The 25936-nt window shown below is 57.6% G+C and carries 29 protein-coding genes; 14 read left to right on the top strand and 15 right to left on the bottom strand.

What is annotated here, in order from left to right; translation table 11 throughout:
- The coding region (locus BSP75_RS17260) for a transposase (RefSeq protein WP_148140754.1) at positions 1 to 201 on the bottom strand (201 nt) is incomplete at its 3' end.
- 138 nt (positions 202 to 339) lie between these two features.
- Between BSP75_RS17260 and xni the strand changes: the two genes are divergently transcribed.
- The 3 genes from xni to BSP75_RS17245 all read left to right on the top strand — a co-directional run bounded on the left by xni (position 340) and on the right by BSP75_RS17245 (position 2883).
- Positions 340 to 1140, top strand: coding sequence for a flap endonuclease Xni (xni, locus tag BSP75_RS17255; RefSeq protein WP_075114017.1), 801 nt, complete (start codon positions 340 to 342; stop codon positions 1138 to 1140).
- 159 nt (positions 1141 to 1299) lie between these two features.
- The gene (locus tag BSP75_RS17250; RefSeq protein ID WP_042058388.1) at positions 1300 to 2307 is read left to right on the top strand and encodes an isocitrate dehydrogenase; all 1008 of its coding nucleotides are present in this window, start codon (positions 1300 to 1302) and stop codon (positions 2305 to 2307) included.
- 117 nt (positions 2308 to 2424) lie between these two features.
- Entirely contained in the window at positions 2425 to 2883 is a 459-nt protein-coding gene (locus BSP75_RS17245; RefSeq protein WP_075114016.1) for a hypothetical protein, read from the top strand.
- A gap of 82 nt (positions 2884 to 2965) precedes the next feature.
- On the opposite strand, the gene rlmM is transcribed toward BSP75_RS17245, so the two are convergent.
- From rlmM to dinB, 6 genes are all read right to left on the bottom strand, one after another.
- Complete coding sequence (gene rlmM, locus BSP75_RS17240) at positions 2966 to 4060, bottom strand: 23S rRNA (cytidine(2498)-2'-O)-methyltransferase RlmM (protein ID WP_042058383.1); 1095 nt, start codon at positions 4058 to 4060, stop codon at positions 2966 to 2968.
- A complete protein-coding gene (locus BSP75_RS17235) occupies positions 4053 to 4439 on the bottom strand; it encodes a DUF423 domain-containing protein (protein ID WP_058052208.1) in 387 nt (128 codons plus the stop codon). The genes rlmM and BSP75_RS17235 overlap by 8 nt, the downstream gene beginning before the upstream one ends.
- Positions 4440 to 4490: 51 nt before the next feature.
- Complete coding sequence (locus BSP75_RS17230) at positions 4491 to 5120, bottom strand: alpha/beta family hydrolase (protein ID WP_075114015.1); 630 nt, start codon at positions 5118 to 5120, stop codon at positions 4491 to 4493.
- Complete coding sequence (locus tag BSP75_RS17225; protein WP_042058376.1) at positions 5113 to 6033, bottom strand: transcriptional regulator GcvA; 921 nt, start codon at positions 6031 to 6033, stop codon at positions 5113 to 5115. The genes BSP75_RS17230 and BSP75_RS17225 overlap by 8 nt, the downstream gene beginning before the upstream one ends.
- 283 nt (positions 6034 to 6316) lie before the next feature.
- Positions 6317 to 8458, bottom strand: coding sequence for a methyl-accepting chemotaxis protein (locus BSP75_RS17220; RefSeq protein WP_075114014.1), 2142 nt, complete (start codon positions 8456 to 8458; stop codon positions 6317 to 6319).
- 66 nt (positions 8459 to 8524) lie between these two features.
- Positions 8525 to 9580 (bottom strand): DNA polymerase IV, encoded by a 1056-nt coding sequence (gene dinB, locus BSP75_RS17215; RefSeq protein WP_075114013.1) that lies wholly within the window; start codon positions 9578 to 9580, stop codon positions 8525 to 8527.
- Between the two features lie 131 nt (positions 9581 to 9711).
- Here dinB and BSP75_RS17210 point away from each other — a divergent pair, with 131 nt between their 5' ends.
- Entirely contained in the window at positions 9712 to 9918 is a 207-nt protein-coding gene (locus tag BSP75_RS17210; protein ID WP_075114012.1) for a hypothetical protein, read from the top strand.
- Positions 9919 to 10029: 111 nt separating this feature from the next.
- On the opposite strand, the gene BSP75_RS17205 is transcribed toward BSP75_RS17210, so the two are convergent.
- Both BSP75_RS17205 and BSP75_RS17200 read right to left on the bottom strand, forming a co-directional pair.
- A complete protein-coding gene (locus BSP75_RS17205) occupies positions 10030 to 10590 on the bottom strand; it encodes a DJ-1 family glyoxalase III (protein ID WP_075114011.1) in 561 nt (186 codons plus the stop codon).
- A gap of 36 nt (positions 10591 to 10626) precedes the next feature.
- A complete protein-coding gene (locus BSP75_RS17200; RefSeq protein ID WP_075114010.1) occupies positions 10627 to 11580 on the bottom strand; it encodes a 2-dehydropantoate 2-reductase in 954 nt (317 codons plus the stop codon).
- A gap of 200 nt (positions 11581 to 11780) precedes the next feature.
- On the opposite strand from BSP75_RS17200, the gene BSP75_RS17195 reads away from it, so the two are divergent.
- The gene (locus tag BSP75_RS17195) at positions 11781 to 12263 is read left to right on the top strand and encodes a YajQ family cyclic di-GMP-binding protein (RefSeq protein WP_042058365.1); all 483 of its coding nucleotides are present in this window, start codon (positions 11781 to 11783) and stop codon (positions 12261 to 12263) included.
- 107 nt (positions 12264 to 12370) lie between these two features.
- Here BSP75_RS17195 and BSP75_RS17190 read toward each other — a convergent pair whose 3' ends face one another.
- From BSP75_RS17190 to BSP75_RS17170, 5 genes are all read right to left on the bottom strand, one after another.
- Positions 12371 to 13216: an outer membrane protein OmpK gene (locus BSP75_RS17190; RefSeq protein WP_075114009.1), complete on the bottom strand. Its 846-nt coding sequence runs from the start codon at positions 13214 to 13216 to the stop codon at positions 12371 to 12373.
- Between the two features lie 156 nt (positions 13217 to 13372).
- On the bottom strand, positions 13373 to 14752 hold the full coding sequence (locus BSP75_RS17185; RefSeq protein ID WP_075114008.1) for an MFS transporter: 1380 nt from the start codon (positions 14750 to 14752) through the stop codon (positions 13373 to 13375).
- Positions 14753 to 14925: 173 nt separating this feature from the next.
- Positions 14926 to 15513, bottom strand: coding sequence for a peptidylprolyl isomerase (locus BSP75_RS17180; RefSeq protein ID WP_042657198.1), 588 nt, complete (start codon positions 15511 to 15513; stop codon positions 14926 to 14928).
- A gap of 2 nt (positions 15514 to 15515) precedes the next feature.
- Positions 15516 to 16100: a YajG family lipoprotein gene (locus BSP75_RS17175; protein ID WP_005349692.1), complete on the bottom strand. Its 585-nt coding sequence runs from the start codon at positions 16098 to 16100 to the stop codon at positions 15516 to 15518.
- 17 nt (positions 16101 to 16117) lie between these two features.
- Positions 16118 to 17251: a methyltransferase gene (locus tag BSP75_RS17170; protein WP_075114007.1), complete on the bottom strand. Its 1134-nt coding sequence runs from the start codon at positions 17249 to 17251 to the stop codon at positions 16118 to 16120.
- Positions 17252 to 17455: 204 nt separating this feature from the next.
- Between BSP75_RS17170 and BSP75_RS17165 the strand changes: the two genes are divergently transcribed.
- From BSP75_RS17165 to nqrM, 9 genes are all read left to right on the top strand, one after another.
- Positions 17456 to 17770: a BolA/IbaG family iron-sulfur metabolism protein gene (locus tag BSP75_RS17165; RefSeq protein ID WP_075114006.1), complete on the top strand. Its 315-nt coding sequence runs from the start codon at positions 17456 to 17458 to the stop codon at positions 17768 to 17770.
- Positions 17771 to 18204: 434 nt separating this feature from the next.
- Positions 18205 to 19548, top strand: a complete 1344-nt coding sequence (locus BSP75_RS17160) for a Na(+)-translocating NADH-quinone reductase subunit A (protein WP_075114005.1) — start codon at positions 18205 to 18207, stop codon at positions 19546 to 19548.
- A gap of 3 nt (positions 19549 to 19551) precedes the next feature.
- Positions 19552 to 20781: an NADH:ubiquinone reductase (Na(+)-transporting) subunit B gene (locus BSP75_RS17155; RefSeq protein ID WP_042058348.1), complete on the top strand. Its 1230-nt coding sequence runs from the start codon at positions 19552 to 19554 to the stop codon at positions 20779 to 20781.
- The gene (locus BSP75_RS17150) at positions 20771 to 21559 is read left to right on the top strand and encodes a Na(+)-translocating NADH-quinone reductase subunit C (protein ID WP_075114004.1); all 789 of its coding nucleotides are present in this window, start codon (positions 20771 to 20773) and stop codon (positions 21557 to 21559) included. The genes BSP75_RS17155 and BSP75_RS17150 overlap by 11 nt, the downstream gene beginning before the upstream one ends.
- Positions 21552 to 22184, top strand: a complete 633-nt coding sequence (locus BSP75_RS17145) for an NADH:ubiquinone reductase (Na(+)-transporting) subunit D (protein WP_005338644.1) — start codon at positions 21552 to 21554, stop codon at positions 22182 to 22184. Before BSP75_RS17150 ends, BSP75_RS17145 begins: the two co-directional genes overlap by 8 nt.
- Before the next feature lie 3 nt (positions 22185 to 22187).
- A complete protein-coding gene (gene nqrE, locus BSP75_RS17140; protein WP_005338645.1) occupies positions 22188 to 22784 on the top strand; it encodes an NADH:ubiquinone reductase (Na(+)-transporting) subunit E in 597 nt (198 codons plus the stop codon).
- A gap of 32 nt (positions 22785 to 22816) precedes the next feature.
- Positions 22817 to 24040 carry an NADH:ubiquinone reductase (Na(+)-transporting) subunit F gene (gene nqrF, locus BSP75_RS17135; RefSeq protein WP_005338656.1) on the top strand — a complete coding sequence of 408 codons (1224 nt, stop codon included), beginning with the start codon at positions 22817 to 22819 and terminating at the stop codon, positions 24038 to 24040.
- 3 nt (positions 24041 to 24043) lie between these two features.
- Entirely contained in the window at positions 24044 to 25081 is a 1038-nt protein-coding gene (locus tag BSP75_RS17130; RefSeq protein WP_075114003.1) for an FAD:protein FMN transferase, read from the top strand.
- Positions 25082 to 25090: 9 nt separating this feature from the next.
- Positions 25091 to 25315: a (Na+)-NQR maturation NqrM gene (gene nqrM / locus BSP75_RS17125; RefSeq protein WP_005338668.1), complete on the top strand. Its 225-nt coding sequence runs from the start codon at positions 25091 to 25093 to the stop codon at positions 25313 to 25315.
- A 73-nt stretch (positions 25316 to 25388) separates the two neighbouring features.
- On the opposite strand, the gene BSP75_RS17120 is transcribed toward nqrM, so the two are convergent.
- On the bottom strand, positions 25389 to 25928 hold the full coding sequence (locus BSP75_RS17120) for a DUF3833 domain-containing protein (protein WP_075114002.1): 540 nt from the start codon (positions 25926 to 25928) through the stop codon (positions 25389 to 25391).
- Positions 25929 to 25936 lie beyond the last annotated feature (8 nt).

Here is a 25936-nt window from a genome sequence, read left to right as displayed (position 1 = left end):
CTGCTGTTCTGGGGTCAGTGCTTTGCTGATTGGGGTTGTACCACAGCGTTCCGATTGCAGTTGCTGAACCCAGCGACGAAGCACGGTTTCACCGACATCCAGTGAACGGCTTGCTTCGGGGACAGAATATCCCTGGTCGAGCACCAGGGATGCGGCTTCGAGTTTGAATTCGGCAGTAAATGAGCGACGTAATCTTGTCATTGAACACCTCAGGTCATGGTGGCGACTGTACCACCTAAAATGGTGTCCGGGATGATTAGACCACTACAGACTGCCATCAATCCCCCATCAGGCGAGTGGTTTGTTACAATGGGGCGTCCCGACCGCCAAGAGTGCCCCATGTCAACTATCCGGCCACACCTGCTCATCATCGATGCCCTCAACCTCATTCGCCGTCTGCACGCGGTACAGGCCCAGCAGGCACTGACTCCTGCCCAGGCGCTGGTAGCCACCCGCGCCAACCTTATCAATACCTGCCGCAAGCTGCTGACCAATAGCGAACCGACCCATGTCATCGCGGTCTTTGACGGCGAGGTGCATAGCTGGCGCAAAGAGGTCTATCCGGCCTACAAGGAGGGGCGCACGCCCATGCCCCCCGAACTGCGTGAGGGGTTGGCGACCCTGCAGGATGCGTTCTGGGAGTGCGGTGTCGATGCCCTGCTCTCCGAGACCGATGAGGCGGATGATCTCATCGCCACTCTCGCCTGCGGCATCGCCAGCCACGGCCATCAGGCGACCATCATCTCCACCGACAAGGGGTTCTGCCAGCTCATCTGCCCGCAGATCCGGGTGCGCGACTACTTCAACAAACGCTGGCTGGATGCGGCCTTCGTCCAGCAGCAGTATGGGGTAACCCCCGCGCAGCTGGTCGACTTCTGGGCCCTGACCGGTATCAGCGGCTCCAATATCAAGGGAGTACCCGGTATTGGCCCCAAGACCGCCACCCAGCTGTTGCAGCAGTATGGCAATCTGGCGGCCATGCTCGAGGTCTGCCAGCAAGAGGATGCCACCAAACCGTTGATCAAGCTGCGCCAGCACCAGGATGAAGCCCTGCTGGCCCAGCGGCTGGTGCGCTTGCAGCGGGATATTGTGCTGGGATTCAACCTGCGGGACATCCGCTACCCGCCCCAGTCAGACTAAATGGCCGAACAAAAATGCAGGCAAGGGTGCGAACCATGACGAGACTCACCCTCGCTGTTGATGAAAGTGAGTAGAATGTAAAGGAATGTGGTTGGTTTGCTGAGTAAATGCTATAAAGCAGCCCCATCCTCCCCTATACCCTGGAAGTGGAACCCTCTCATGTCCAAAAGAAAAATTACCGTGATCCCCGGCGACGGCATCGGCCCCAGCATCATTGAATCAGCCATCCAGATCCTGACCCATGCGGGCTGCGATTTCGAATACGAATATGCTGATGCAGGTCTGGTTGCCCTCGAGAAACATGGCGAGCTGCTGCCCCAGGCTACCCTGGATCTGATCGAGAAGAACAAGGTAAGCCTGAAAGGGCCATTGACCACGCCGGTCGGCGGTGGTTTTACCTCCATCAACGTCTCCCTGCGCAAGAAATTCAATCTCTACGCCAACGTGCGTCCGGTCATCTCCTTCAAAGGTACCAAGAGCCGTTACGACAACATCGACATCATCACGGTGCGTGAAAATACCGAAGGGATGTACTCGGGTGCAGGCCAAAAGCGCAGCGATGACAACAAGAGCGCCGAGGCGATGAGCATCATCACCCGCGAAGGGGCCGAGCGCATCGTCAAGTTTGCCTTCGAGCTGGCTCGTCAGGAAGGGCGCAAGAAGGTCACCATCATCCACAAGGCGAACATCCTCAAGTCGACCTCCGGCCTGTTCCTCGAAGTGGCCCGTGAAATCGCCAGCCACTACCCGGATATCCAGAGCGAAGAGATGATCGTCGATGCCGCCTGCATGAATCTGGTGATGTATCCGGAGCGTTTCGATGTCATGGTCACCACCAACCTGTTCGGCGACATCCTCTCGGATCTCTGCGCCGGTCTGGTCGGTGGCCTGGGCATGGCACCCGGCGCCAACATCGGCGATGGCGCCGCCATTTTCGAGGCGGTCCATGGCTCTGCGCCCGACATCGCAGGCAAGAACATTGCCAACCCGACCTCGGTGATCCTCGCCTCCATCCAGATGCTGGAATACCTCGGCATGCAGGATAAAGCAGAGCGGATCCGCGAGGCCGTACGAGCTACCATCGAATCCGGTGACCGGGTCACCCGCGATCTGGGCGGCAGCGCCTCCACCAGTGAATTCACCCAGGCGATCATCGATCGACTGTGAGTTAATCCATTGATTTAAAAAGGGAGCTTCGGCTCCCTTTTTTATATTTCCGAATCCTTTGCCACTCCCCGAACAGCAACTATGTTCAATAGAGAAGAAGAACAGGGAGTGTTTTTCATGAAGGGATACGGGTGCTATCTGGTTTCGGGTCTACTGCTGGTGGGTGGCACTGCCAGTGCCTTCGAACAGGCGCAATCAACCCAAACCGCCAAACTGCCGCAGCAGGAAAAACGGACTGCCACCGAGGGATGGCGCTCTAGCCTGGATACCAACGACCTGCTCAAGACGCCCAAACCCCTGTCATTTGGTATTGAAGTCTCCACCGACAACTTCGGTAATCAAAAGATCACCTCCTACCCGCAGCTCAATCTGACCCCGGAGAAGAGCGTCAGTCTGTCGGTCGAACGCTTCAGACCCAAGGTCAAGTTCAAGGCTGGCGGCATGAACACCGCCGTCAGACTGAGAGGAGACGGGATAAAAATGCAGTTCAATCCGGTCGACAAAACCATCCCGCTGCAGATCGAGATCAAGGTGACCGACGACGAATCTTCCCTGCGCCTCGATTACCGTTTCTGATATTTTCCGGCAGCCGGATAGCAAAAGGCCGACAGGTTTCCCTGTCGGCCTTGGTATTTATCGTACGGGCTGAACGCTTACATCACGCCTTGGGCTCGAGCTTGGAGACCCAGTACTTGTTATAAACATGCACGGTGATCTCTTCCCGATCGTGATAGAGCTGCTTGGCCTGGATCACGAACGCGTTGTCGATCTCCTTGAGCATCTCGCGCAATACCTCGATATTGTGCACCGATTCGGCATAACGCTTCTTCATCGGCAGCTTGAGGTTGAACATCGCCTCCTGACAGTCGCCCTCACGGAACCAGTCCGCAATCATGTGAACGACCCGCGCCGGTTTATCGACCATGTCGCACACCAGCCAGTAGGTGTTCTTCTTGCTCGGACGCCAGACGAAACCGTCATCCCGGATATGCTTGACCTGACCGGTATCCATCAGGGATTGGGCCATCATGCCGTTGTCGACCGCCGTCACCATCATGCCACGACGCACCAGCTGATAGGTCCAACCGCCCGGGCAGGCGCCCAGATCCACCGCCTTCAGACCGGAGCAGAGACGCATATCCCACTCTTCCCGCGGCACGAACACGTAAAACGCCTCTTCCAGCTTGAGGCTGGAGCGGCTCGGTGCATCGGCCGGGAAGCGCAGACGCGGGATCCCCATGTGGAATCCAGAGTTGTTGAACGAATAGGAGTAGCCCAGCAACACGTGATCATTGGCCATGAAGAAGGCGTGGAACACCGGACGGTTCGGCGTCTCCTTCTTGGTCAGGATCTCGTTGCTGCGCAGCGCCTGACGAAGCGGTACGGTGAACTTGCGGCAGAAGGCCGACAGCTCTTTCGCTTCGTTGGTATCCGCGGTCTCGACCCGCAGATCGCCGCAAATGGTGTATTCGCGAACCGCCTCGATGATGGGAGTGATCCTGTCCGCGACATCCAGCGCCTTCAGCTCATGGGTCACCACCAGCATCTGACGGATGAAGATGAGCTCCCGGAACGGCAGCTTGCGAGCCAGCAGGTCCGCCTGCTCCTCGTCATACAGTTCGAAGATCACATAACCGCTGTCGTCCTTGACCCGGGCGAAACCGTAGCACTGCATGTTACCGGCACGCTCGGTGATCTCTGCAGCCGCCTCTTTCTCAAAACCGGGGCGGCAATAAAGCAGCAGATTATTCATTTTTTCCTCCAAGACGACAGCCGGCCCAAATCAAAGCCGCCCATCCCAACATAAAACAGAGGCCACCGGCCGGGGTAATCAACCCCAACCCCTTGCTGCCAAGCAGCACCATGGCGTAAATACTGCCGGAGAATCCGATGATCCCCAGCACAAAGGCGGTGCCAGCCAGGTGGATCACCTTGCTGCGCACACCACACCAGCCCAGAACCAGCAGGGCCAATGCGTGAAAAAACTGATACTGCACGGCGGTATTGAACGCCGCCAGACGCTCGGGCGTAATACCGGTCGCCGCCAATCCATGGGCGCCATACGCCCCCAGCATGGTGGCCGTCAACCCGAAGAGACCGGCCAGTATCAGCCAATGTCGATGGATCTGCATCCTCACTCTCCCTCTCTCATCACGGCTGGCCATAAGGCCAACCCTCTCGTGCTATCCGTGCCGGGCGATAAAATGGCTGATAGCCGCCGCCGCATGCTGCATATTCTCCTGCTCACTCACGCCACTGGCTTTACGCGGTTTGAAACCATGATCACCATCGGTCAACCAATGGACCGATACGGCGGGTGAGAAGGGGAAATCGGCCAGTTCGGCGCGACTACCGAAGGTGTCGCGCTCCCCCTGCAACAGCAGGGTTGGCACTGCAATATGCTTGAGTACCTCGCCTCGCCAACTGTCGGGCTTGGCCGGAGGGTGGAAAGGATACCCGAGAATGAGCAATCCTGCAGCATTCATCTCACCCTCGCCTTCACTATACAGCTCCGCCGCCATCCGCCCGCCCATCGACTTGCCCGCCAGAAACAGTCGTGGATGGGCAAACTCGCGGATCATTTCATGCCAATGGGCGAGCAGCACCGGAGCTCTGTCCGGCGGACGGCGTTTGCCATCCTCTGCCCGCCTTGTCATGTAGGGAAAGTTGAAGCGCACCACTTCGATGTCGGGGCCGGCCAGCAGGCGCGACAGCTCGGCAAGAAAGGGGTGATCCATCCCGGCGCCCGCACCGTGGGCCAGTAAAATGCGAACGGGGGCATCAACTGCCCCCTCGCGGATCACCTCAGGCATCGGCAAGCCTTGCCCTGCGACGCGCCTCTTCCTGCTCTACCAGCTCCAGCATCCAGTCGCGGAAGGCTACGATCTTGCCCTGATCCGACTGTTGCTCCTGGCACACCAGATAGAAGGCATTTTTGCTCACCAGTACCTGCTCGAACGGACAGATCAGGCGACCGGCCTCAATCTCGGGTTGCGCCAGCACGCTGTGACCCAGCGCCACACCCTGACCGTGGATCGCCGCCTGGATTACCATGGTGGAGTGGCTGAAGATAGGCCCCTGATTGACGTTGGGTGCATCGATATCGAGCTGGCGGAACCAGGCCTTCCAGTCGCGACGGGAGGTATCGTGCAACAGGGTATGAAGAGTCAAATCTTGCGGCGTACGCAGTGGCTTGGGCCCGGTCAGCAGCAAGGGGGAACAGACCGGGATCAGGTATTCGGTATGGAGCTTGTCGCAACGCAGACCCGGCCAGTTGCCGCGCCCGTAATAGATGGCCACATCCACATCGTCGGTGAGCGACCCTTCGTCAAGATCAACGGCCTTGATCCGCACGTCGATATCGGGGTGGCGCTCGCTGAACTTGACCAACCGCGGCACCAGCCACTGGATGGCGAAACTCGGCTGCAGACTGACGGTCAACGCCCCCTTGGCACTGCGGGCCAGCAGCTTGTCGGTCGCCTCAGAGATGGAGGCAAAGATATCCTTGATATCCAGGAAATAGCCTTGCCCCTCTTCGGTCAGCAACAAGGAGCGGTTTTTACGGCGGAACAGCTTGATGCCAAGATACTCCTCCAGCGCCTTGATCTGGTGACTGATGGCAGCCTGAGTCACAAACAACTCTTCTGCTGCGCGGGTAAAGCTTAAGTGACGAGCCGCTGCTTCAAACGCCTTGAGGGCATTGAGCGGAGGTAAACGACGAGACATGACACCAGCCGACGATGAGTTTTTCTAATGGGGCGCATTATAATTTGTCGGTTGCGGGTCGACCAGTGAATAAACATAATTCGCCCAGCAATCAGTCGTCATATGGCTCACATTTTCTACTACATGTTGGTTTACATGTGTTTTTCGTGAGTCTTTCGACTGTGATTGTGGTGTTGTGTTTCTTCCTCTGCGGGAAGAGGGGCTCAAATCTTCTCGATTTGACCCAGTCTGTCATCTGAATGTGTTTGGCGCCTCCAGCTGGATGGCGCCTTTTTTGATCCCGCTATACCTTGAACTGCCCCACCAGTTGCTGCTGTTTGTCAGCCAGCGCAGAGAGCTCGCGACCATTTTCGGCGGAGGTCGCCGCTTCGGCCCGAATGGTGTGGCTCACATCGCGAATGTTGCTGACGTTGCGGTTGATCTCGTCCGCGACCCGGCTCTGCTCCTGCGCCGCCCGGGCAATCTGCTCGTTCATCTGATGGATGGTGGAGACCGACTGGATGATTTGCTCCAGCACCTGCACCGAGAGATCCACCTTGGCGAGCGTCTCGTCAGCCTGGCCATGACCATCGCGGATCGCCTTGACCACGGCGCCAGTACCGGACTGCAGCTGGCTGATCAGAGTCTGGATCTCGACGATGGCATTCTGGGTACGACCGGCCAGATTGCGCACCTCATCGGCCACCACGGCAAAGCCACGCCCCTGCTCACCGGCTCGCGCCGCTTCAATGGCCGCGTTCAGCGCCAGCAAGTTGGTCTGCTCGGCAATCCCCTGAATAACGGTGAGAATGTCATTGATGTTGCCACTGTTGGCCGAGAGCCGCTCCACCACCGGCTGGGCATCGTTGATGATGGCCATCAGCTTGCGCATCGCCTCCTGGGTGTCAGCCACCACATATTTGCCCTCTTGCGCCGCGGCATCGGTGGTGTTGGCGGCCGCCACCGCCGAGCTGGCATTGCCGGAGACCTGCATCGCCGTGGCGCTCAGCTCTTCAAATGCCGTCGCCACCAGATCGATCTCCTGATACTGGGCCTGCATACCACTACTGGTGCGCTCGGCCACCTGCGCCGCCCGCTCGGCACTGTTGCGGGTGCCGGCAACGGTATCAATCACCTGGCTGATGGTCGATTGCAGCTTGTTGAGGAAGCTGTTGAACCACTTGGCCAGCTCGCCAATCTCGTCTTGCCGCTGGATCTCGATACGCTGGGTCAAATCCCCCTCGCCGCTGGCGATATCCTTGAGGCGAGCAACCACGGCGCGAATAGGTGCCACGATCTGGCGCGCCATCCACCAGATAAAGCTCAGGGCCACCAACGAGATCAGCACTCCGATAGAGAGTTGCGAGACCACGCTGCGATTGGCCTCACTGGCCAGATCATCCTGCAGTTGCTGGGCCGAGGCCAGCACTACGGCCCGTGGTAATTCAATGTAGATGCCCCATTTACGATCGGTACCACGCATGGATACCGGCACAAAACTCTGCAACAGGGCGCCATCGCGGCTCCAGCGCGTCTGTTCCTGACCCTGATTGAGCCAGCCTTGCAGCTCGCTGGCCAGCCCCTGATACTTCTGATCCAGCTCCCGCCCCAAGGTCACATCAAACTCATCGGCCCCCGCCACGCGCCCCTCATGACTGACCAGCAATATTCTGCCTTTGCCGTCATAGAGCTCCTTGTCCATGGTAGAGACCAGATCCTGCAAGGTCGTCAGGGAGATATCAACGCCAGCTACCCCCAGTAATGTTCCCTGCTCCAGCAAAGGTACTGAGACTGAGGTAATCAAGACTTTCTTGTCGCCGACATCGTCCAGATAGGGTTCCAGCAGGCAGAGTGCCCGGGTGCGAATGCTGCAGCGATACCACTCGTTTTCAACACCACCGGCCTCGGTCGGGCTGTCGTCAGCAAGCACATCTTCATTCTGCACCTCGGGCACCAGCTTGCCGTTGTCATACGCCCAATAACTGGAGAAGCGCCCCTTGTCGTTGGCGCCGAGCGCGGTCGAGCCCTCATAGTTACTGTCTTCCCCATCCAGCTGGTCAGGCTCGAACACCGTATAGACACCGAGCAGATTGGTCGATGAGGCGGCGGCATCGTGCAGTTGCTGATTGATGGCGCTGCGCAGCGCCTCTGACTGGACAAAGTTCTCGGCCCCATTCTTGCGCTGGAACAGTACGCTCTCAGCCAGCAAGCTGGCACGAAAATAGGCTTCATCGAGATAGCTGGTCACCTTGGCCGCCTGCTCCGAGCCCATCGCCTTCATCCAGTTTTCGGCTGACTGCTGCGCCTCGTGCAGGGTGGCTTGTCGCACCTGAGCTTGCATCTTGTTCGCGTTGTAAATCGAAGAGGCAACCAGGGCGGCGGCTGTCACTAACAGACAGCAACCGGTGATCAGGGTAATCCGACCCTGGACAGAAAGAGCACTCATGCCAATATTCCTACGTCATACAGATATGGATAGATTATCGACTTTATAAACAAAAACTTAACTCTCTCACAGCAAATCCAGCGAGAGTTGATTAACTTCACCCTCTTTTGGCAAACCCACCACCAATCCCAGCAGGCGAACTGAACGCCCTTGCGCCCGCAGTAGCCCCTCTTTGAGCAGCGGGGCAAACAAGGCTGGCTGATAGCCACCCTGACTGCGATAGACGGTGGTCTGGTGGAAGTCGGCAAACTTGAGTTTAATCCCCTGGCCCATCACCTGCCCGGCAGGACACGCGAGCTGGAATCGCCGCTCCAGCTCCGGCAACAGTTGTTGCAGTACCGTCAGGCAGGCGGCTTCGTCACAGAGATCGCTCGCCAGCGTGGTCTCCACCCCGATGGTTTTGCGGATCCGCTGCGCCTGCACCGGCTGTTCATCCAGCCCCCAGATCCGGGTCGTCAGCATCTCCCCCAGCTTGCCAAAACGACTGCACAGCTCTTGTGCCGACAAGGTTCGCGCATCCTCGCAGGTGTAGAGCCCCTGCGCCTCCAGCCGCTCGGCGGTCTTGCGGCCCACCCCGGGCAGTTTGCCAAGGGGCAACTGGCAGACAAACTCGGCCACCTCGTCGGGGCGAATGACAAACAGACCATCGGGTTTGCGCTGCTCCGAGGCGATCTTGGCGAGAAACTTGTTGGGCGCCACACCCGCCGAGGCGGTCAATCCCAGTTCGGTGACGATGGCTTGCCGGATCTCTTGCGCCATCAGGGTGGCACTGCCACCACAACAGCGACTGTGCGTCACGTCGAGATAGGCCTCATCCAGCGACAACGGTTCAACCTGATCGGTATAGCGCAGGAAAATGGCCCTGAGCTGACGGGAGATATCCTTGTACACCGCCATCCGCCCCGGGATCAGTACCAGCGGCGGGCAGAGCTTTTTCGCCAGGGCACTCGGCATGGCGGAACGCACCCCGAACCGGCGCGCCACGTAGTTGCAGGTCGAGATGACGCCGCGCCGTTCGGAGGCCCCACCGATGGCGAGCGGCACCTCCCGCAGCGCCGGGTTGTCCCGCATCTCTACCGCGGCAAAAAAACAGTCCATGTCGATATGGATGACCTTGCGCATACCACTGTATAAATAAACAGACATGGCATCATCTTACCCCAAGGATAACCGCAGCTCTATCTCTCTCATTGGAGCTAGAATCATAGACTCCAAGGAGACCTTTACCACCACAATGACAAGGAGCGTTCGGGATGAAATATCTTTGGCTGGGACTCGGGTTGCTGCCGCTGACCGGCATCGGCAAGAACAACCCGACGGCAGAGTGCCGCTGGCTGTACGACCGGATTGAGATACTGGAACAGGCCATCAAGAAAGGGGACACGCTCGGCACGGAGCAGGAGTTGTCACGCTGGCGCGAAGAGTTTCGCAAGAAGCAGTGCAAACAGTACGACTACTGAGCCTTACAATATGGCGTGACCGACAACGGCAGATAACAAACGGGCCCCGAACAAGATGATCGGGACCCGTTTTTCAACCCATGGCCAGCTGGATTCAGCAGCAGAGTGCGCTCAAGGCAGCACCATAGGGCCAGCGACGGCGGCCGCCACCTCATCCCCGCGCAGCACCCGTACCAGTTCGAGCGCAAACTCGATGGCACTGCCCGGCCCCTGACTGGTGATAAGGCGATGAGCCTCATCCCTGACTACCCGCTCATGTGACAGCTGCGATGTCGGTAGTCGGGACTGAAAGCCGCGATGACAGGTGACGATGGCACCCTCCAGCAGGCCATGATGTTGCAACACCACCACGGGGGCGGCGCAGATGGCAGCGCGCCAGCGACCAAGAGCAGCCTGCTCTTTGAGCAGAATGATGGCCAGCGGGGTATCGCGGATCACTTCACTGCCGGGCAAACCGCCGGGTACCACGATGGCTTCAAAGTCCCGGCGGGTCAGCTCATCGATATGACAATCAGCCACCAGCTGTACCCCGCGTGACGCTTTCACCTGCCGGGATCCGGCGGGGCAGCAAGAGGCCAGCACCACCTCGATGCTGGCACGCACCAGGGTATCGACAATGGCGACCGTCTCTATCTCTTCCGACCCGGGGGCCACCAGCACCAGTACACTCACTCCCGCCTCCTTGCAGCTTGCTCTGCCATGTAAAGGTCAGGCGGCCTGACTCTTCTCTTTGATCGCCTGATAGAGACCCTGATTGACCGGTACGGCGATGCCATGCCGGGCAGCCTTGGCCAGCAGGAAGCCGGTGATGGCCTCAATCTCGGTCTCTCGTCCCAGCTCCATATCCTGATACATGGAGGAGTAATTGTCAGCGGTCAGTTCCACCACTGTCATCACCCGGCGCTGCAACTCTTCTGCCGTGGTAGTAATGCCTTCGGCGCACATCACATCCGCCACTTCCACGCAGATCTGCTGCAGGGCGTCGGCAAAACGGGGGCCAGCCAGCTCGCCATTTTTCAGCTTGTAGAGGGCAGTCAGGGGATTGATGGCACAATTGATGGCCAGCTTCTGCCACTGACGTACCAATACCTGCTCATCCCAACCAGCCTGACCCAGCGCCAGCGCCAGCTCATCCGCGAGCGCGGCGTGGGCCTTGGCGGCTTCATTGATCGGGCCGAGCCAGGTTTCGCCCTTGCCAGTATGACGGAAGACGAAATGGCCACTCTGCATGGCACCATGGCTGGTGACGCCGGCAATCACCGGGTTGTGCGGGAACATCTCGACCACCTGCTCGGCAATGCCCATCCCGTTGTGCAGCAGCACGATCGGCACGCCAGCATCCAGTTTGCTTACCAGTGGTGCCAGTGCGGCAACCACCTGACTGGCCTTGGTCATCACCAGCAGGCGCTTGATCTTGCCGGGTTTGCTGACAAATCCACGCTCGATATTGAGCAGTTGTACCTGCCCCTCCAGCGAGGTGAAATCGAACCCCGGATGGAGCGTGGACTTATGGTGTTCGCGCAACAAGACTCGGGTGGATTGACCGCTCTGGGTCAGCAGGGAGGCAAAAACGCCGCCGAGGGCGCCACAACCCAACAGTGACCACTGCGGGATCACAGGTGGCATAACGGGCTGTCGGGAATTTTTTAATCCGCTTGGCATGGTGTGACTCTGTCAGGGTAAGGGTTGCAATCCTCTCAACCTGTTACCGGAGATAAGTGAAGAACTCGCTGGTGGACGCTAACGGGTCCACCCATCCTGTGCGCAGGGGATTCTAGCAGAGCAGCCCTATCAAAATCAGCAAATTTGCCCGTTTTCTGGTAGATTTGCCCCCCGATAACGCAACATGAGGAGCTCCGGCTATGCCGTCATTCGATATTGTCTCTGAAGTCAAAATGAACGAGGTGTTGAACGCAGTCGACAACGCCAATCGTGAACTGGCCACCCGTTTCGATTTTCGTGGGGTAGAAGCCAGCTTCGAGTTGAACAAGGAAGAGGTGAAACTGGAAGCCGATGCCGATTTCCAGCTCAAGCAGATGGTCGAAATCCTGCGCGCAGCCCTGCTCAAGCGCAACATCGAAAACAGCTCCATGGAGGTGGGGGACTCCGTTCACTCCGGCAAGCGCTTCCACCTGACCGTCAAGTTCAAGCAGGGGATCGAGAAAGAGATCGCCAAGAAGCTGGTCAAGCTGATCAAGGACTCCAAGATCAAGGTGCAGGTCGCCATCCAGGGTGATGAAGTACGTGTCACCGGCAAGAAGCGTGACGATCTGCAAGAGACCATGGCACTGGTCCGTGGCGCCGAACTGGGTCAACCGATGCAGTTCCAGAACTTCCGCGACTGATTTATCCACTCAGCCGTGGCGCACTCAATGACTCGCGCCACGCTACCTAAATCGCGGCCATAAAAAAACCGGAGCAGATGCTCCGGTTTTTTGTACCCCAAGTTTGATTAGAACTTGTAGGTAACAGAGAAGTAGTGGCCGAAACCGGTAGTATTAAGCACATTAAATGCGCCATTGTTCAGGCCATAAATTTCGTTGAAATACTTCAGACCATAGCCGACAGCATAGCGATCAGAGTGCCAGTAAATACCGTGGAAAGTACCCAGCCCATTAGATGAATAGAACTCATTGCCATGAGTATCACGGTCAAACAGGTAATCCAAATAGCCTTGATAGGAGACGAAGCTGCCGTTGGAGAAGGTATAGAAAGGTTTGAACCAGTTCATGGAGAACTGATAACCGTTCCAGTCACCTTCTTCTTCAGTGAAGCCGCTTTCGGTTGCATGGCGAGCATACAGGTTCATGCCAACTTTACCGAACCAAGGCACCTGAACATCAGCACCCAGACCAATCATATTTTCCATCATATTTGCATCGTCACCGTGTCCGGTTTCAACGCTGTTCAACGTGGCAATATAGAGTTCTTGTACCGGGCCGAAGGAGAGATCTTTACCAGTCAGGGCATCCAAGGAGAGGCGCGGAGCAAATTTCATGAAGATATTGCTGCCGTTATGTTTGTTACTGTGGCTGCTTTGGAAAATATCGAACACATCGACATAGCCATACAGATCAAACAGACCGGAACGACCACCAAATTCCATTTCCAGATAGGTATCGTTGTAATCACCATCAGATTTCAGGAAAGGACGCTGGTCAATGGTATGCATTACGTTGAACTGCATCCACTTGTAGTCATTTTTATGGATATCACCGCTGTAATCAGCAGCAAAGGCCGGAGTAGCGGCAGCAGCCAGCAGACCGGCAGCGATCAGAGTCTTGGTAAATTTGGCCATTTTATTGGTCTCTTGTGCGTTAGTTGAGGTTTTCCGTAGCCTGCCCACAAGGAGCGAGAGGAATTCTAATCAAATAAAATCAGGGGAGAAACAACTTCTCGGGAACTTTATCCGGAAGTGTGAATCTAATCACCCCCGATTCTACGCAAACGCTTGCTATTTGTCAGCCGCTGAGAGCAACTCGCTTCCTTTTCTGGCGACAAGCACTATCAACAACAACACGGGCAAGCCCAATAAACTGGTTCCGACAAAGAAGGCACTGTAGCCAATCTGCTCCACGACCTGCCCAGAAAAACCGGCCAGCAATTTGGGCAACAGCAACATCACCGAGCTGAACAGCGCGTACTGGGTCGCCGAAAATGCCACATTGGTCAGGCTGGAGAGATAGGTCACGAAGGCCGCAGTGGCGATACCGGCACTGAGGTTATCCAGCGAGATGATCAGGGTCAGCAGTTCCAGGTTGTGACCAACCTGATGGAGCAAGGCAAACAGCAGGTTGGTACTGGCGGTAAGCAGCGCCCCCAAAAATAGAATGCGCAACGTGCCAAAGCGCATCACCAGCACGCCCCCAAATGCAGCGCCGACCAGCGTCATAATGACGCCAAACACCTTGGTGATGGTGGCCACTTCAGTCTTGCTGAACTGCATATCCACATAGAAGCTGTTGGACATCACCCCCATCACCACATCGGCAACCCGATAGCAGGCGATCAACGCCAGGATCAGTAGCGCCGATCCGCCATAGCGGCGGAAGAAGTCGGCAAACGGACACCAGACCGCCTCATAGCCCCAGGCTCCGGCACTCGCCAGCGGCGCAGGCCATCCCTGTTCCAGCAGCAACGCCTTGCGCTCGGCCTGTTGCTTGCCCTGCCCGGCCAGATCGATATCCGGTTCGTGGCAAAACAGGGTGGTGATGACCCCGAGTGACATCAAGCCCGCCATCACCAGATAGGTGACCTGCCAGCCACGATAGTCGTAGCCGCTGTTGCTGCCAAACCAGGCCGCCAACGCCAGCGCACCGGCACCCGCCATGATCATCGCCAGCCGGTAGCCGGTCATGTAGGAGGCCGCCATCGCCGCCTGCAGCCGCTCGGGGGCGGATTCGATGCGATAGGCATCGATAACGATATCCTGCGTGGCCGAGGCAAAGGCCACCAGCAGGGCAAACAGCGCCAGCTGGGCCAGCTCGGTCTTGGGATCGCAGAACGCCATGCCGACCAGTGCAGCGGCAATCAGCAGCTGGGAGAACAACATCCAGCTGCGACGACGCCCCAGCAGCGTGGAGAGCAACGGCAGCGGCATGCGATCCACCAGCGGTGACCACAACCATTTAAAGCCATAGGCAAGCGCCACCCAGCTCATGTAGCCGATATCGGTCAGGCTGACATCGGCCTCACGCAACCAGAACGAGAGGGTACCGAACACCAGTAGTAGCGGCAGACCCGATGAAAAACCCATGGCAAAGAGAATAAACACCCGAAATTCGAGATAGACGGCGAGGGACTCTCTCCAGCTTGGTTTGCGGATCATGTTCAACTACCTGACGACGTTGGAAAAGTGCGTCATTTTGGCAGGTTGATGGCAGATAGCCAAGGCGAGCAAAAAGATAGGCCCAAAGAAGCCTTATAGAGACAAGGCCCATCCCAAGCGGGATGAGCCTTGCATTGTGGCATGACGGGATCGCGGTGCCGAACCACGTCCGGCGAGAGTTACTTGCCCGCTTTCTTGTCGACTTTCTTGTCCGCCGGGGTTTCTGCCAACAACACCACCTTCTTCAGAATGATGGGGCTGGTCGGCACATCGTTGGCACGCAGAATAGAGCTGTAACCGGTCTGCACCTGAGCCAGCTTGTCCAGCACCTCCATCCCCTGCACCACCTGACCGAACACGGTATAACCCGCGGCGCCACCGGCGTTGAGGTTGTTGTTGTCGACCAGATTGAAGTAGAACTGGCGAGTAGCGCTGTCGACCGCCTGGGTACGAGCCATGGCGATGGTGCCACGCTTGTTGGGCAAACCACCACGCGACTCGTTGACCACCGGCTCATAGGTAGGCAGTTGCTGGAACTGCTGGTTGTAGCCGCCCCCCTGCACCACGAAATCCTGGATCACCCGGTGAAAGATGCTGCCGTCGTAGCTGCCATCAGCCACGTAGCGCAGGAAGTTCTTTACAGTCTGCGGCGCCTGCTTGGACGCCAGCTCCACCACGATATTGCCGTGGTTGGTCTCCATTCTGACTTTAGGGCCCGCGAACGCCAGCGGGGCGATCAACATGGCCAGCAACCAGAGTTTTTTCATCATCAGACCCCTGCACCGTTCGGTTGACCTTTCAGGTAACCGCGCAGCGCATCATCCGCCATGATCTGCTGCAGCACGCTACCCAGTTGCAGGTTCAGTGTAGACTCCAGATCGGCCATGCTTGGCTCGCTTGGGCTCTCCTTGCTGGAGGACATGTTGAACTGCTTGGTCAGGCGGTTGCCCTGGAAATCGGCGATTACCTGCAGGCTGACACGGGACTTGGTGACATAGGTAAAGGTCTTCTCTTCCACATTGACTGCCGCATTGGAGATCACCAGCGTCAGGTTGGTGGTGCCACTGTTGCCCACTTCCAGACCCTGGCTACGCAGCCCTTCCGCCAGCCGTTCAGCCATCAGCAGGTTGAGTGGACGCTCACTGTTGACCAGCACCGGCGCCTTCTCTTTATGTTTAATGGAGAAGACGTAGGCAGCCTCACGCTTGTCTACCCCTTCCATGGTGATGCGATTGCCAGAGTAGTATTGCTGGTTGGCGGGGATCACCTGCGGATTGAGTAGCGCCGTCTCCGGCCAATGAGTGGCACACCCGCCCAGCATCAGGGCGGCCAGCAGCAAGAGTGACTTTTTCATCATGGTTTCCTTTGGCTTTAGCGTTTGATGGCTTTCAAAATAACGAATTTGCTGTTCGACGCAACGACTTGTGCGTTGGCAAACAAGCGCTTGAGTTTGTTGTGATAGTCCAGATGACGGTTGCCTACTATCCAGAGTTCACCCCCTTGAGGCAACACCCGGTGCGCATCGCTGAACATCTGCCAGGCAATATGATCGGTGATCGCCTGCAATTGATGGAAGGGGGGATTGCAGAGGATCCGATCCGCCGAGCCGACCGCCACCCCGTCGAGACAGTTATTGACCATAAAGCGGGCGCGCGGCAGAGCATCGGGCAGATTGTGCTCAACGTTGAGCTGTGCCGAGGCGACCGCCATATAGGATTCATCGATAAAGGTCACCTCCACCTCGCTGTCTTTGGCAAGCAGCGACAACCCCAGCACCCCGTTGCCACAGCCCAGATCGATCACCTTGCGGGCACTGTGGATGGGCAGGTTGTCCAGCATAAAGCGGGCACCGATATCGAGACTGGTGCGCGAGAAGACGTTGGCATGGTTGTGGATGAGCATGTCAGTTCCCTCCAGCGGCCACACGGTCGGGAAGGGATGGGCCAACGCGGGACGTTCTGCCTGCGGCTCGCAGTGAATGAGACGCGCCTTTTTCCAGGCCAGCGAGGTACGGGTCGGCCCCAGATACTTCTCGAACAGCTTGAGGGTGGAAGTATGAATATCCTTCGCCTTGCCGGCAGCGATGACGCAGGTCGCAGGTGTCACTACATCCCGCAATGCCAGCAGTTGCTGTTCCAGCAGTGCCTGATATTTGGAGACCTTGATCACCACCAGCGCAGGGGCGTCGGGCAACGGTGCCAGCGCATCCTGCAAGGTAATCCCGCCTGCATCCAGCCCGTTTTCAGCCAGATTGGCCAGGGTCGCCCGCTCGCTGATGTAGGAGTCGGTGACGCTACAGGGGGAGTGAGGATGCAGATAGGCTGCCAGTGCGCCAAAGCCGTCATTCATGATGATGACGGGGCCCGCCTGCTCGAGGGGGGACTCCGCCAGGGTGTTGATCAGATATTCGTCAGCCGCATCCCAGGCTTGCAGCGTCTCCTGACTCTGGCGCGGATAGCGGTAGAGCGTGAGCTGGCAATGGGGAGTGTCGAGAAGGGTTTGCATAGGAAGAGTCCAACCTCGGCTTGATTCGTGTATACAGGCGCCAGGGGCGACGCAAAGTGGCGCTATTCTAGCGAGGAGCAGGAATTTCACCAGTTCGATGCGCATCAAGGGGGCAACTGACCGGTGATTTCCCCCTTACGGGGGCTTATTCGATCGCACGACTGCCGATAGAATGGCCCGACATTCACTCTGGAAGCCGATCCGATGACCATCCAACAACTGATTGAAGCCAAGCTGACCGCCGCCCTCTCCCCCACCGTGCTGGAGGTGATCAACGAGAGCCACATGCACCGTGTGGAACCCGGCTCAGAGAGCCACTTCAAGGTGGTGATCGTCAGCGAGCAATTTACAGGGCAGCGGCTGCTGGCACGTCATCGCCAGGTCAATGCCGTGCTGGCCGACGAGCTGGCCGGCGCAATTCATGCACTGGCGCTGCATACCTACACGACAAGCGAGTGGCAGGAAAAAGGCCATGCCCCGCGCACCCCGAGCTGCGTTGGCAAACCGTCACTCTCCTGAACCGGGCGGTACCACACCACTCCCATCGCGCATCTGCCAACAAAAATGAAACAAATCTCCCCCATTGGCCCCGAAAAGACTACATCCAAGGGGGTGTTTTTCAGCATCAAGGCTTGTTGTTGGCAGTTAAAACAACAGCAAATACCCCCATTGAGGTGGTGAAATAAAAAAACCTTTAAAACCACGACTTACAAGGTGTCGGGGGCTTATTCATTGCAGGTTAATTTTGTGATGGCACGGGGATTTTGCCCATTTGGCATGGCAGAAAATGCACCTTAAGTGGTAAACTCAAGCGCTTTTGAGTGAGCTTGCATGTTGAATAATTGTTGAGCCTGACCACCTGGCGCAGCCACAACATCGACTCATTCAACCACCCGTCGTGATGTATTTCTCGGCGCTAACCAACCTCTCCCGTAACGGTAGTGCAATTGAGTATGATTACAATCAAAAGAGGACTGGACATCCCCGTGCTGGGTGCGCCAGAGCAAGTAATCTACGATGGCCCCGCCATCACCCGTGTTGCGACACTGGGCGAGGAGTTTGTGGGGATGCGACCTACTATGTTCGTCAAAGTAGGTGATCGCGTCATCAAAGGTCAGGATCTTTTTGAAGACAAGAAGAATCCGGGCGTTAAATTCACAGCTCCTGCCACCGGTGTGGTTTCAGAAATCAACCGTGGTGCCAAACGTGTTCTCCAGTCCGTGGTCATCGACCTCGACGGTTCCGATGAACAGGTGACATTTGAGCATTTTGCCTCTGCCGAGCTGGCCAAGCTCGAGCGCAGCAAGGTGCAAGAGATCCTGGTCGCATCAGGTCAGTGGACTGCGTTTCGTACCCGTCCGTTCAGCAAAGTCCCCGCGGTAGGCACAGCCCCGCGCGCTATCTTTGTGACCGCAATGGACACCAACCCGCTGGCAGCCGATGCCGAGCTGATCATCAAGGAACAGCCACAGGCCTTCCTCGATGGCCTGGCCGTATTGACCCGCCTGACCGACGGCACCGTCTACGTCTGCAAAGGCGAAGGCAGCCTGCCCCACTCTCCGCTGACCCAGGTCAAGGAAGAGATCTTTGTCGGTCCGCACCCTGCCGGTCTGCCGGGTACCCATATCCACTTCCTGGATCCGGTCAGCAGCACCAAGGTGCAGTGGCACATCAACTATCAGGATGTGATCGCGCTGGGCAAGCTGTTCACCACCGGTGAGATCTGCACCGACAAGGTGATCGCATTGGCTGGCCCGAACGTGCTCAAGCCGCGTCTGCTGCGTACCCGCCTGGGCGCCTGCATCAGCCAGCTCACCAACAACGAGCTGCGTGCCGACGAAAACCGTATCATCTCCGGTTCTATCCTGAGTGGTGCCAAAGCCGAAGGGGTTCACGACTACCTGGGTCGCTACCACAATCAGGTTTGCGTGCTGGGTGAAGGTCGCGAGAAAGAGTTCCTGGGCTGGATCAACCCCAGCGCCAACAAGTTCTCTATCACCCGGACCACCCTCTCTCATCTGATGAAGGGCAAGCTGATCAACTTCACCACCACTACCAACGGTAGTGACCGTTCCATGGTGCCTATCGGCAACTATGAGCGGGTGATGCCACTCGACATCCTGCCTACCCTGCTGCTGCGGGACATGGTCTCCGGCGATAGCGACGGTGCGCAAGCACTGGGCTGCCTGGAGCTGGATGAGGAAGATTTGGCGCTCTGTACCTTTGTCTGCCCCGGCAAGACAGAGTACGGCCCGATCTTGCGTGAGTGCCTGACCAAGATTGAACTGGAAGGTTAAGCGATGAGTTTCAAGCAACTTCTTGAAAATATGGAACACCACTTCGAACCAGGTGGAAAGTACGCCAAGTACTACGCCCTGTTCGAAGCGGCGTACACCCTGTTCTACACCCCGGGTACCGTTACCCGCAACGCCTCCCACGTTCGTGATGCGCTCGATCTGAAGCGCATGATGATCATGGTGTGGCTGGCCGTGTTCCCGGCCATGTTCTGGGGCATGTTCAACGTGGGTAACCAGGCGATTGCCGCCATTGCCCACATGGGCTCGGCTGCTGGTGCCAGCAGCTGGCAATATGCGCTGGCCACCATGCTGGGCGCCTCCCTCGATCCGGCTGTCGCCGGTATCGGCAGCAAGATGCTGATTGGCGCCACCCACTTCTTCCCGATCTACTTGACCGCGTTCCTGGTCGGCGGCTTCTGGGAAGTGCTGTTCGCCATGGTGCGCAAACACGAGATCAACGAAGGCTTCTTCGTAACCTCCATCCTGTTTGCCCTGATCGTGCCGCCCGAGCTGCCCCTGTGGCAAGCTGCGCTGGGTATCACCTTCGGTGTGGTGATGGCCAAAGAGGTGTTCGGTGGTACCGGCAAGAACTTCCTGAACCCGGCGCTTGCTGGTCGTGCGTTCCTGTTCTTCGCCTACCCGGGCCAGATCTCCGGTGACGCCGTATGGGTTGCCGTTGATGGCTTCTCCGGCGCGACTGCCCTGAGCCAGTGGGCCCAAGGCGGCCAGATGTCGCTGATCAACGGTGCAACCGGCCAGGCTATCAGCTGGATGGACGCTTTCCTGGGTAACCTGCCGGGTTCCATCGGTGAAGTCTCTACCCTGATGATCCTGCTGGGTGCAGCCATGATCGTCTACATGCGCATCGCCTCCTGGCGCATCATCGCCGGCGTGATGATCGGTATGATCGCCACCTCCCTGCTGTTCAACGTCATCGGTTCCGATACCAACCCCATGTTCAACATGCCGTGGCACTGGCATCTGGTACTGGGTGGCTTCGCCTTCGGTATGGCCTTCATGGCGACCGACCCTGTCTCCGCTGCCTTTACCAACAAGGGCAAGTGGTGGTATGGCGCCCTGATCGGCGTGATGGTCGTGCTGGTTCGCGTGGTCAACCCTGCGTTCCCGGAAGGCATGATGCTGGCCATTCTGTTTGCGAACCTGTTTGCTCCCCTGTTTGACCACTTCGTCGCTCAGGCAAACATCAAGCGGAGGATTGCACGTGGCGTTTAATAAAGATTCAACCCTCGGCACCGTCAGCGTAGTTACCGGCCTCTGTCTGGCCTGTTCCATCGTGGTATCCGTTGCCGCTGTGGGCCTGCGTTCTACCCAGCAGGAAAACAAGGCGCTCGACAAGCAAAGCAACATTCTCGCCGTAGCCGGTGTGGATGTGAGTGATGTCGCCAAGCGCGACCTGGCCAAACTGTATGGCGAGAAGATCGAAGCCCGTCTGGTGGACCTGACCACAGGTGAATTTGTTGACGGCGATGCCGACAACTTCGACACCAAGCTGGCAGCCAAAGATCCGGCCCGCAGCATCCGTCTTGCTGCCGCTGACGACAAGGCCAGCCTGCGCCAGATCTCCAAACTGGTTCCCGTGTTCTTCGCCAAAGATGCGCAAGGCAAGGTAGACAACATCATTCTGCCCATTTATGGCCAGGGTCTGTGGTCAACCATGTATGCCTTCGTCGCCGTTGCCGCTGATGGCCAGACCATCAAGGGCATCACCTACTACGACCACGGTGAGACTCCGGGTCTGGGTGGCGAGATCGAAAACCCGGCCTGGCAGGCGCTGTTCAAGGACAAGAAACTGTTCGACCAGAATGGCATGCCGGCGCTGCGCGTCATCAAGGGCCATGCCCCTGAAGGTTCCGAGCATGATATCGACGGCCTGTCCGGCGCTACCCTGACCGGTAACGGCGTACAGCATACCTTCGACTTCTGGATGGGTCCCAAGGGCTTCGGTCCTTTCCTGGCCAAGGTTCGTGCAGGAGAAATCAACAATGGCTGACAAGAGCGAAATGAAGAAGTTGCTGTTGACGCCTGTGCTGGGCAACAACCCCATCGCCTTGCAGGTGCTGGGTGTCTGTTCTGCACTGGCGGTTACCAGCCAGATGAAAACTGCGTTTGTAATGACCCTCGCGGTCATGGCGGTCACCGCCTTCTCAAACCTGTTCATCTCCCTGATCCGCAACCAGATCCCGAACAGCGTCCGGATCATCGTGCAGATGGCGATTATCGCCTCACTGGTTATCGTGGTTGACCAGGTGCTCAAGGCGTATGCCTATGACATCTCCAAGCAACTGTCGGTCTTCGTGGGTCTGATCATCACCAACTGTATCGTGATGGGCCGCGCCGAAGCGTACGCCATGAAGAGCGCCCCGCTGCCCTCCTTCCTGGATGGTATCGGCAACGGTCTGGGCTATGGCGCCATTCTGCTGAGCGTGGCAACCGTGCGTGAACTGCTGGGCTCCGGCACCTGGTTCGGCATCGAGCTGCTGCCGCTGGTGAACAACGGTGGCTGGTATGTCCCGAACGGCCTGCTGCTGCTGCCGCCGAGTGCATTCTTCATCATTGGTCTGATCATTTGGGGCGTGCGCACCAAGGATCCCAAGCAGGTGGAGGCGAAGGATTAAGGTATGGAACACTATCTGAGTCTGTTGATTAAATCGATCTTCATCGAAAACCTGGCACTCTCCTTCTTCCTGGGGATGTGTACCTTCCTGGCGGTGTCCAAGAAGGTAAAGACCTCCATGGGTCTGGGTATTGCCGTTATTGTGGTGCAGACCATCGCAGTTCCTGCCAACAACCTGATCTACAACTACGTGCTTAAAGATGGCGCTCTGGTATCCGGTCTGGATCTGAGCTTCCTGAGCTTCATCACCTTCATCGGTGTGATTGCAGCACTGGTACAGATCCTGGAGATGGCGCTGGACAAGTACTTCCCGGCACTCTACAACGCGCTGGGTATCTTCCTGCCGCTCATCACCGTGAACTGCGCCATCTTCGGTGGCGTCTCCTTCATGGTGCAGCGTGACTACAACTTCATGGAGTCTGTGGTCTACGGTGTGGGTTCAGGGGCAGGCTGGATGCTGGCGATCGTTGCGCTGGCAGGTATCCGCGAGAAGATGAAGTACTCCGATGTTCCGGAAGGCCTGCGCGGTCTGGGCATCACCTTCATCACCGCCGGTCTGATGGCGCTGGGCTTCATGTCCTTCTCTGGTATCTCCCTGTAATCGGCTTTCCTGCAATCAGAAAGGAACGATAGATGGAAATTATTTTGGGTGTGGTCATGTTTACCGTGATCCTGCTGGCACTGGTGGCAGTCATTCTGTTCGCCAAGTCCAAGCTGGTGACCGCGGGCGACGTGACAATCAGCATCAATGGTGACCCGGCCAAGGCTGTGACCAGCCCGGCCGGTGGCAAGCTGCTCGGCGTGCTGGCTGGCAGCGGTATCTTCGTCTCCTCCGCCTGTGGCGGCGGTGGCTCCTGCGGCCAGTGCAAGGTACGGGTGAAATCCGGTGGCGGCGACATTCTGCCGACCGAACTGGATCACATCAGCAAGGGCGAAGCCCGTCATGGCGAGCGTCTGGCCTGTCAGGTTACCGTTCGCTCCGACATGGATATCGAACTGCCGGAAGAGATTTTCGGGGTGAAGAAGTGGGAATGTACTGTTATCTCCAACGATAACAAGGCCACCTTCATTAAGGAGCTCAAGCTGCAGATCCCCGATGGCGAGAGCGTCCCGTTCCGCGCCGGTGGTTATATCCAGATTGAAGCTCCGGCTCACCACGTGCACTACAAGAACTTCGATATTCCCGAGGAGTATCGCGGTGACTGGGATCGCTTCAAGATTTTTGAGCTGGAGTCCAAGGTCGATGAGCCGATCATCCGTGCCTACTCCATGGCCAACTATCCGGAAGAGTTCGGCATTATCATGCTGAACGTGCGTATCGCGACCCCGCCCCCGAGCAACTGGACTGCCCCTCCGGGACAGATGTCCTCCTACATCTTCAGCCTGAAGGCTGGCGACAAGGTGACCATCTCCGGTCCGTTCGGTGAGTTCTTCGCCAAGGACACCGATGCCGAAATGGTATTCATCGGTGGTGGTGCAGGTATGGCGCCGATGCGTTCCCATATTTTCGACCAGCTGCGTCGCCTGAAGTCCAAGCGCAAGATGAGCTTCTGGTACGGTGCCCGTTCCAAGCGCGAAATGTTCTATGTCGAAGACTTTGACATGCTCGCCGCCGAGAACGAGAACTTCACCTGGAACGTCGCCCTGTCTGATCCGCAACCGGAAGACAACTGGGACGGCTACACCGGCTTCATCCACAACGTGCTCTACGAGAACTATCTCAAGAACCACGAGGCACCGGAAGATTGCGAGTTCTACATGTGTGGGCCTCCGGTGATGAACGCTGCCGTCATCAACATGCTCAAAGATCTGGGCGTTGAAGACGAAAACATCCTGTTGGATGACTTTGGTGGTTAATCCATGCACAGTGTTGTAAAGACCTGGCTAGCCTTCGGGCTAGCCTTTTTCTTGACTGGGTGCGGTCAGGAAACGGTCCAATCCAAACCGGAGATCCATATCACCGGTAGCACCATGGGCACTTACTACTCCATCAAGGTGGCGGACAGCGCCATCAGCGATCCGGCCAAATTACAGGCCGAGGTCGATGTCTTGCTGGAGCGGGTCAACGATCAGATGTCGACCTATCGCCCCGATTCCGAACTGTCGCGCTTTAACCAGCATCGCAGTGCCACGCCGATCGTGGTGTCCCGTGACACCGCGCGGGTCGTCACAGAGGCCATTCACATTGGCCGTGAGAGCCAGGGGGCGCTAGACGTCACCGTCGGCCCCTTGGTCAATCTGTGGGGCTTTGGCCCGGACAAGAAGCCGACCAAGATCCCCTCTGACGAGCTGATCACCCAGACTCGCCAGAAGACCGGCCTGGGCAACCTGCACGTAGTGACCTCGGTGGATGCCGACACCCTGCAAAAGGATATTCCCGACCTCTACGTCGATCTCTCCGCCATCGCCAAAGGCTTTGGTGTGGACAAAGTGGCCGAGTATCTGGAGTCCCTGGGTGCGCGCAACTATCTGGTCGAAATTGGCGGCGAGCTGCGGATCAATGGCGTCAACGGCAAGGGTCACCCCTGGCGCGTCGCCATCGAGAAGCCCACAGCGGGCACCGGCACGGTGCAAGAGGTGATTGTGCCCGGTGACAACGGGGTGGCCACCTCCGGCGATTACCGCAACTACTATGAACTGGATGGCCAGCGCTTCTCCCACACCATAGATCCGCGCAGCGGCAAACCGATCCAGCACCGTCTGGTATCGGTCACCGTGATCCACCCCTCCTGCATGACCGCAGACGGGCTGGCTACCGTGTTTATGGTGATGGGGACCGAGAAGAGCCTGGCCTATGCCAACGAGCGAGGCCTGGCGATCTTCGTGATCACCAAGACGGACAAGGGCTTTGAAGAAGCCTACTCCGATGCCTTCAAGCCCTATCTGGTCAAGAAGTAAGAGGTACAGATGCAGATTTTTCTGATCACCTTCGGGGTATTCATGCTGGTGATAGCCGCCATGGCTATCGGTTACATCTTCCAGAAGAAGACCATCTCCGGCTCCTGTGGCGGCCTGGGTAGCGTTGGCATCGAGAAAGAGTGCGATTGCCCGGAACCCTGCGACAACCGCAAGAAGAAGATGGCCAAGGAAGAGGCCCGTCGCAAGATGCTGGAAGAGAACCGCATCATCTGATGACCCTAACCTTTCGGTAAACAAAAGCGCGCCATCGGCGCGCTTTTTACTGGGCGTGATCTTGCTACTGCGGTCAGGGCTGACGCTCGATATAGAGGATCACCTCCCCCAGATCGATACCGAACTTGCTGATGGTAGCGCGATTGATCAGGCGATCCTCATCCAGCAGATACATCCAGTCATCGAAGCTCACCCGCACCACATCGCCATCCGGCAGCGCCAGATCGAGCTGGTAGCGCCAGTTGAGGGCAAAGCCTTGGGTTTTACCCACCGCCGCCCCCACCACATCGGAAGCAGTACCACGCCAGTGACCATCATCGCCCTTGCTCAGATACCAGGTACGGGTCTGCTGGCGGCCATCGTCAAAGTAGAACTGCTCGAACAGCTCTCCCTTGCCATCTTTCCAACGACCCACCATATCGACCCGAAAGCGACTGGTCACTTCGCCGCTGCGGTCGGTCACCAGACCGTGAGCCACCAGCTTGCCGTTGAAGAAACGGGCGAGATCCCAGTTTGGCCCCAGCCCCCGATAGTCATCGAGACCGGCACCACAGCCGCTCAGCAGAAAAACGGGGAGCAGCAGCAACCAGCGGTATGCACGATAGAAAGACATCAGAAACT

This window comes from Aeromonas sp. YN13HZO-058 (assembly GCF_001921245.1).
GTDB lineage: Bacteria > Pseudomonadota > Gammaproteobacteria > Enterobacterales > Aeromonadaceae > Aeromonas > Aeromonas allosaccharophila.
Note: the sequence above shows the minus strand (reverse complement) of the source record. Positions and strands in the feature narration are given on the sequence as shown.

What these genes read in the sequence shown, in the direction of transcription:
- rlmM (WP_042058383.1), bottom strand. Translation starts at nt 4,060, where the DNA reads ATGAATAATCTGCTGCTTTATTGCCGCCCCGGTTTTGAGAAAGAGGCG.
- xni (WP_075114017.1), top strand. Translation starts at nt 340, where the DNA reads ATGTCAACTATCCGGCCACACCTGCTCATCATCGATGCCCTCAACCTC.
- nqrE (WP_005338645.1), top strand. Translation starts at nt 22,188, where the DNA reads ATGGAACACTATCTGAGTCTGTTGATTAAATCGATCTTCATCGAAAAC.
- BSP75_RS17230 (WP_075114015.1), bottom strand. Translation starts at nt 5,120, where the DNA reads ATGCCTGAGGTGATCCGCGAGGGGGCAGTTGATGCCCCCGTTCGCATT.
- BSP75_RS17145 (WP_005338644.1), top strand. Translation starts at nt 21,552, where the DNA reads ATGGCTGACAAGAGCGAAATGAAGAAGTTGCTGTTGACGCCTGTGCTG.
- BSP75_RS17165 (WP_075114006.1), top strand. Translation starts at nt 17,456, where the DNA reads ATGACCATCCAACAACTGATTGAAGCCAAGCTGACCGCCGCCCTCTCC.
- BSP75_RS17155 (WP_042058348.1), top strand. Translation starts at nt 19,552, where the DNA reads ATGAGTTTCAAGCAACTTCTTGAAAATATGGAACACCACTTCGAACCA.
- BSP75_RS17225 (WP_042058376.1), bottom strand. Translation starts at nt 6,033, where the DNA reads ATGTCTCGTCGTTTACCTCCGCTCAATGCCCTCAAGGCGTTTGAAGCA.
- BSP75_RS17180 (WP_042657198.1), bottom strand. Translation starts at nt 15,513, where the DNA reads ATGAAAAAACTCTGGTTGCTGGCCATGTTGATCGCCCCGCTGGCGTTC.
- BSP75_RS17250 (WP_042058388.1), top strand. Translation starts at nt 1,300, where the DNA reads ATGTCCAAAAGAAAAATTACCGTGATCCCCGGCGACGGCATCGGCCCC.
- BSP75_RS17200 (WP_075114010.1), bottom strand. Translation starts at nt 11,580, where the DNA reads ATGCCAAGCGGATTAAAAAATTCCCGACAGCCCGTTATGCCACCTGTG.
- BSP75_RS17175 (WP_005349692.1), bottom strand. Translation starts at nt 16,100, where the DNA reads ATGAAAAAGTCACTCTTGCTGCTGGCCGCCCTGATGCTGGGCGGGTGT.
- BSP75_RS17120 (WP_075114002.1), bottom strand. Translation starts at nt 25,928, where the DNA reads ATGTCTTTCTATCGTGCATACCGCTGGTTGCTGCTGCTCCCCGTTTTT.
- nqrF (WP_005338656.1), top strand. Translation starts at nt 22,817, where the DNA reads ATGGAAATTATTTTGGGTGTGGTCATGTTTACCGTGATCCTGCTGGCA.
- BSP75_RS17130 (WP_075114003.1), top strand. Translation starts at nt 24,044, where the DNA reads ATGCACAGTGTTGTAAAGACCTGGCTAGCCTTCGGGCTAGCCTTTTTC.
- BSP75_RS17220 (WP_075114014.1), bottom strand. Translation starts at nt 8,458, where the DNA reads ATGAGTGCTCTTTCTGTCCAGGGTCGGATTACCCTGATCACCGGTTGC.
- BSP75_RS17245 (WP_075114016.1), top strand. Translation starts at nt 2,425, where the DNA reads ATGAAGGGATACGGGTGCTATCTGGTTTCGGGTCTACTGCTGGTGGGT.
- BSP75_RS17160 (WP_075114005.1), top strand. Translation starts at nt 18,205, where the DNA reads ATGATTACAATCAAAAGAGGACTGGACATCCCCGTGCTGGGTGCGCCA.
- BSP75_RS17190 (WP_075114009.1), bottom strand. Translation starts at nt 13,216, where the DNA reads ATGGCCAAATTTACCAAGACTCTGATCGCTGCCGGTCTGCTGGCTGCT.
- BSP75_RS17210 (WP_075114012.1), top strand. Translation starts at nt 9,712, where the DNA reads ATGAAATATCTTTGGCTGGGACTCGGGTTGCTGCCGCTGACCGGCATC.
- BSP75_RS17235 (WP_058052208.1), bottom strand. Translation starts at nt 4,439, where the DNA reads ATGCAGATCCATCGACATTGGCTGATACTGGCCGGTCTCTTCGGGTTG.
- nqrM (WP_005338668.1), top strand. Translation starts at nt 25,091, where the DNA reads ATGCAGATTTTTCTGATCACCTTCGGGGTATTCATGCTGGTGATAGCC.
- BSP75_RS17170 (WP_075114007.1), bottom strand. Translation starts at nt 17,251, where the DNA reads ATGCAAACCCTTCTCGACACTCCCCATTGCCAGCTCACGCTCTACCGC.
- dinB (WP_075114013.1), bottom strand. Translation starts at nt 9,580, where the DNA reads ATGCGCAAGGTCATCCATATCGACATGGACTGTTTTTTTGCCGCGGTA.
- BSP75_RS17195 (WP_042058365.1), top strand. Translation starts at nt 11,781, where the DNA reads ATGCCGTCATTCGATATTGTCTCTGAAGTCAAAATGAACGAGGTGTTG.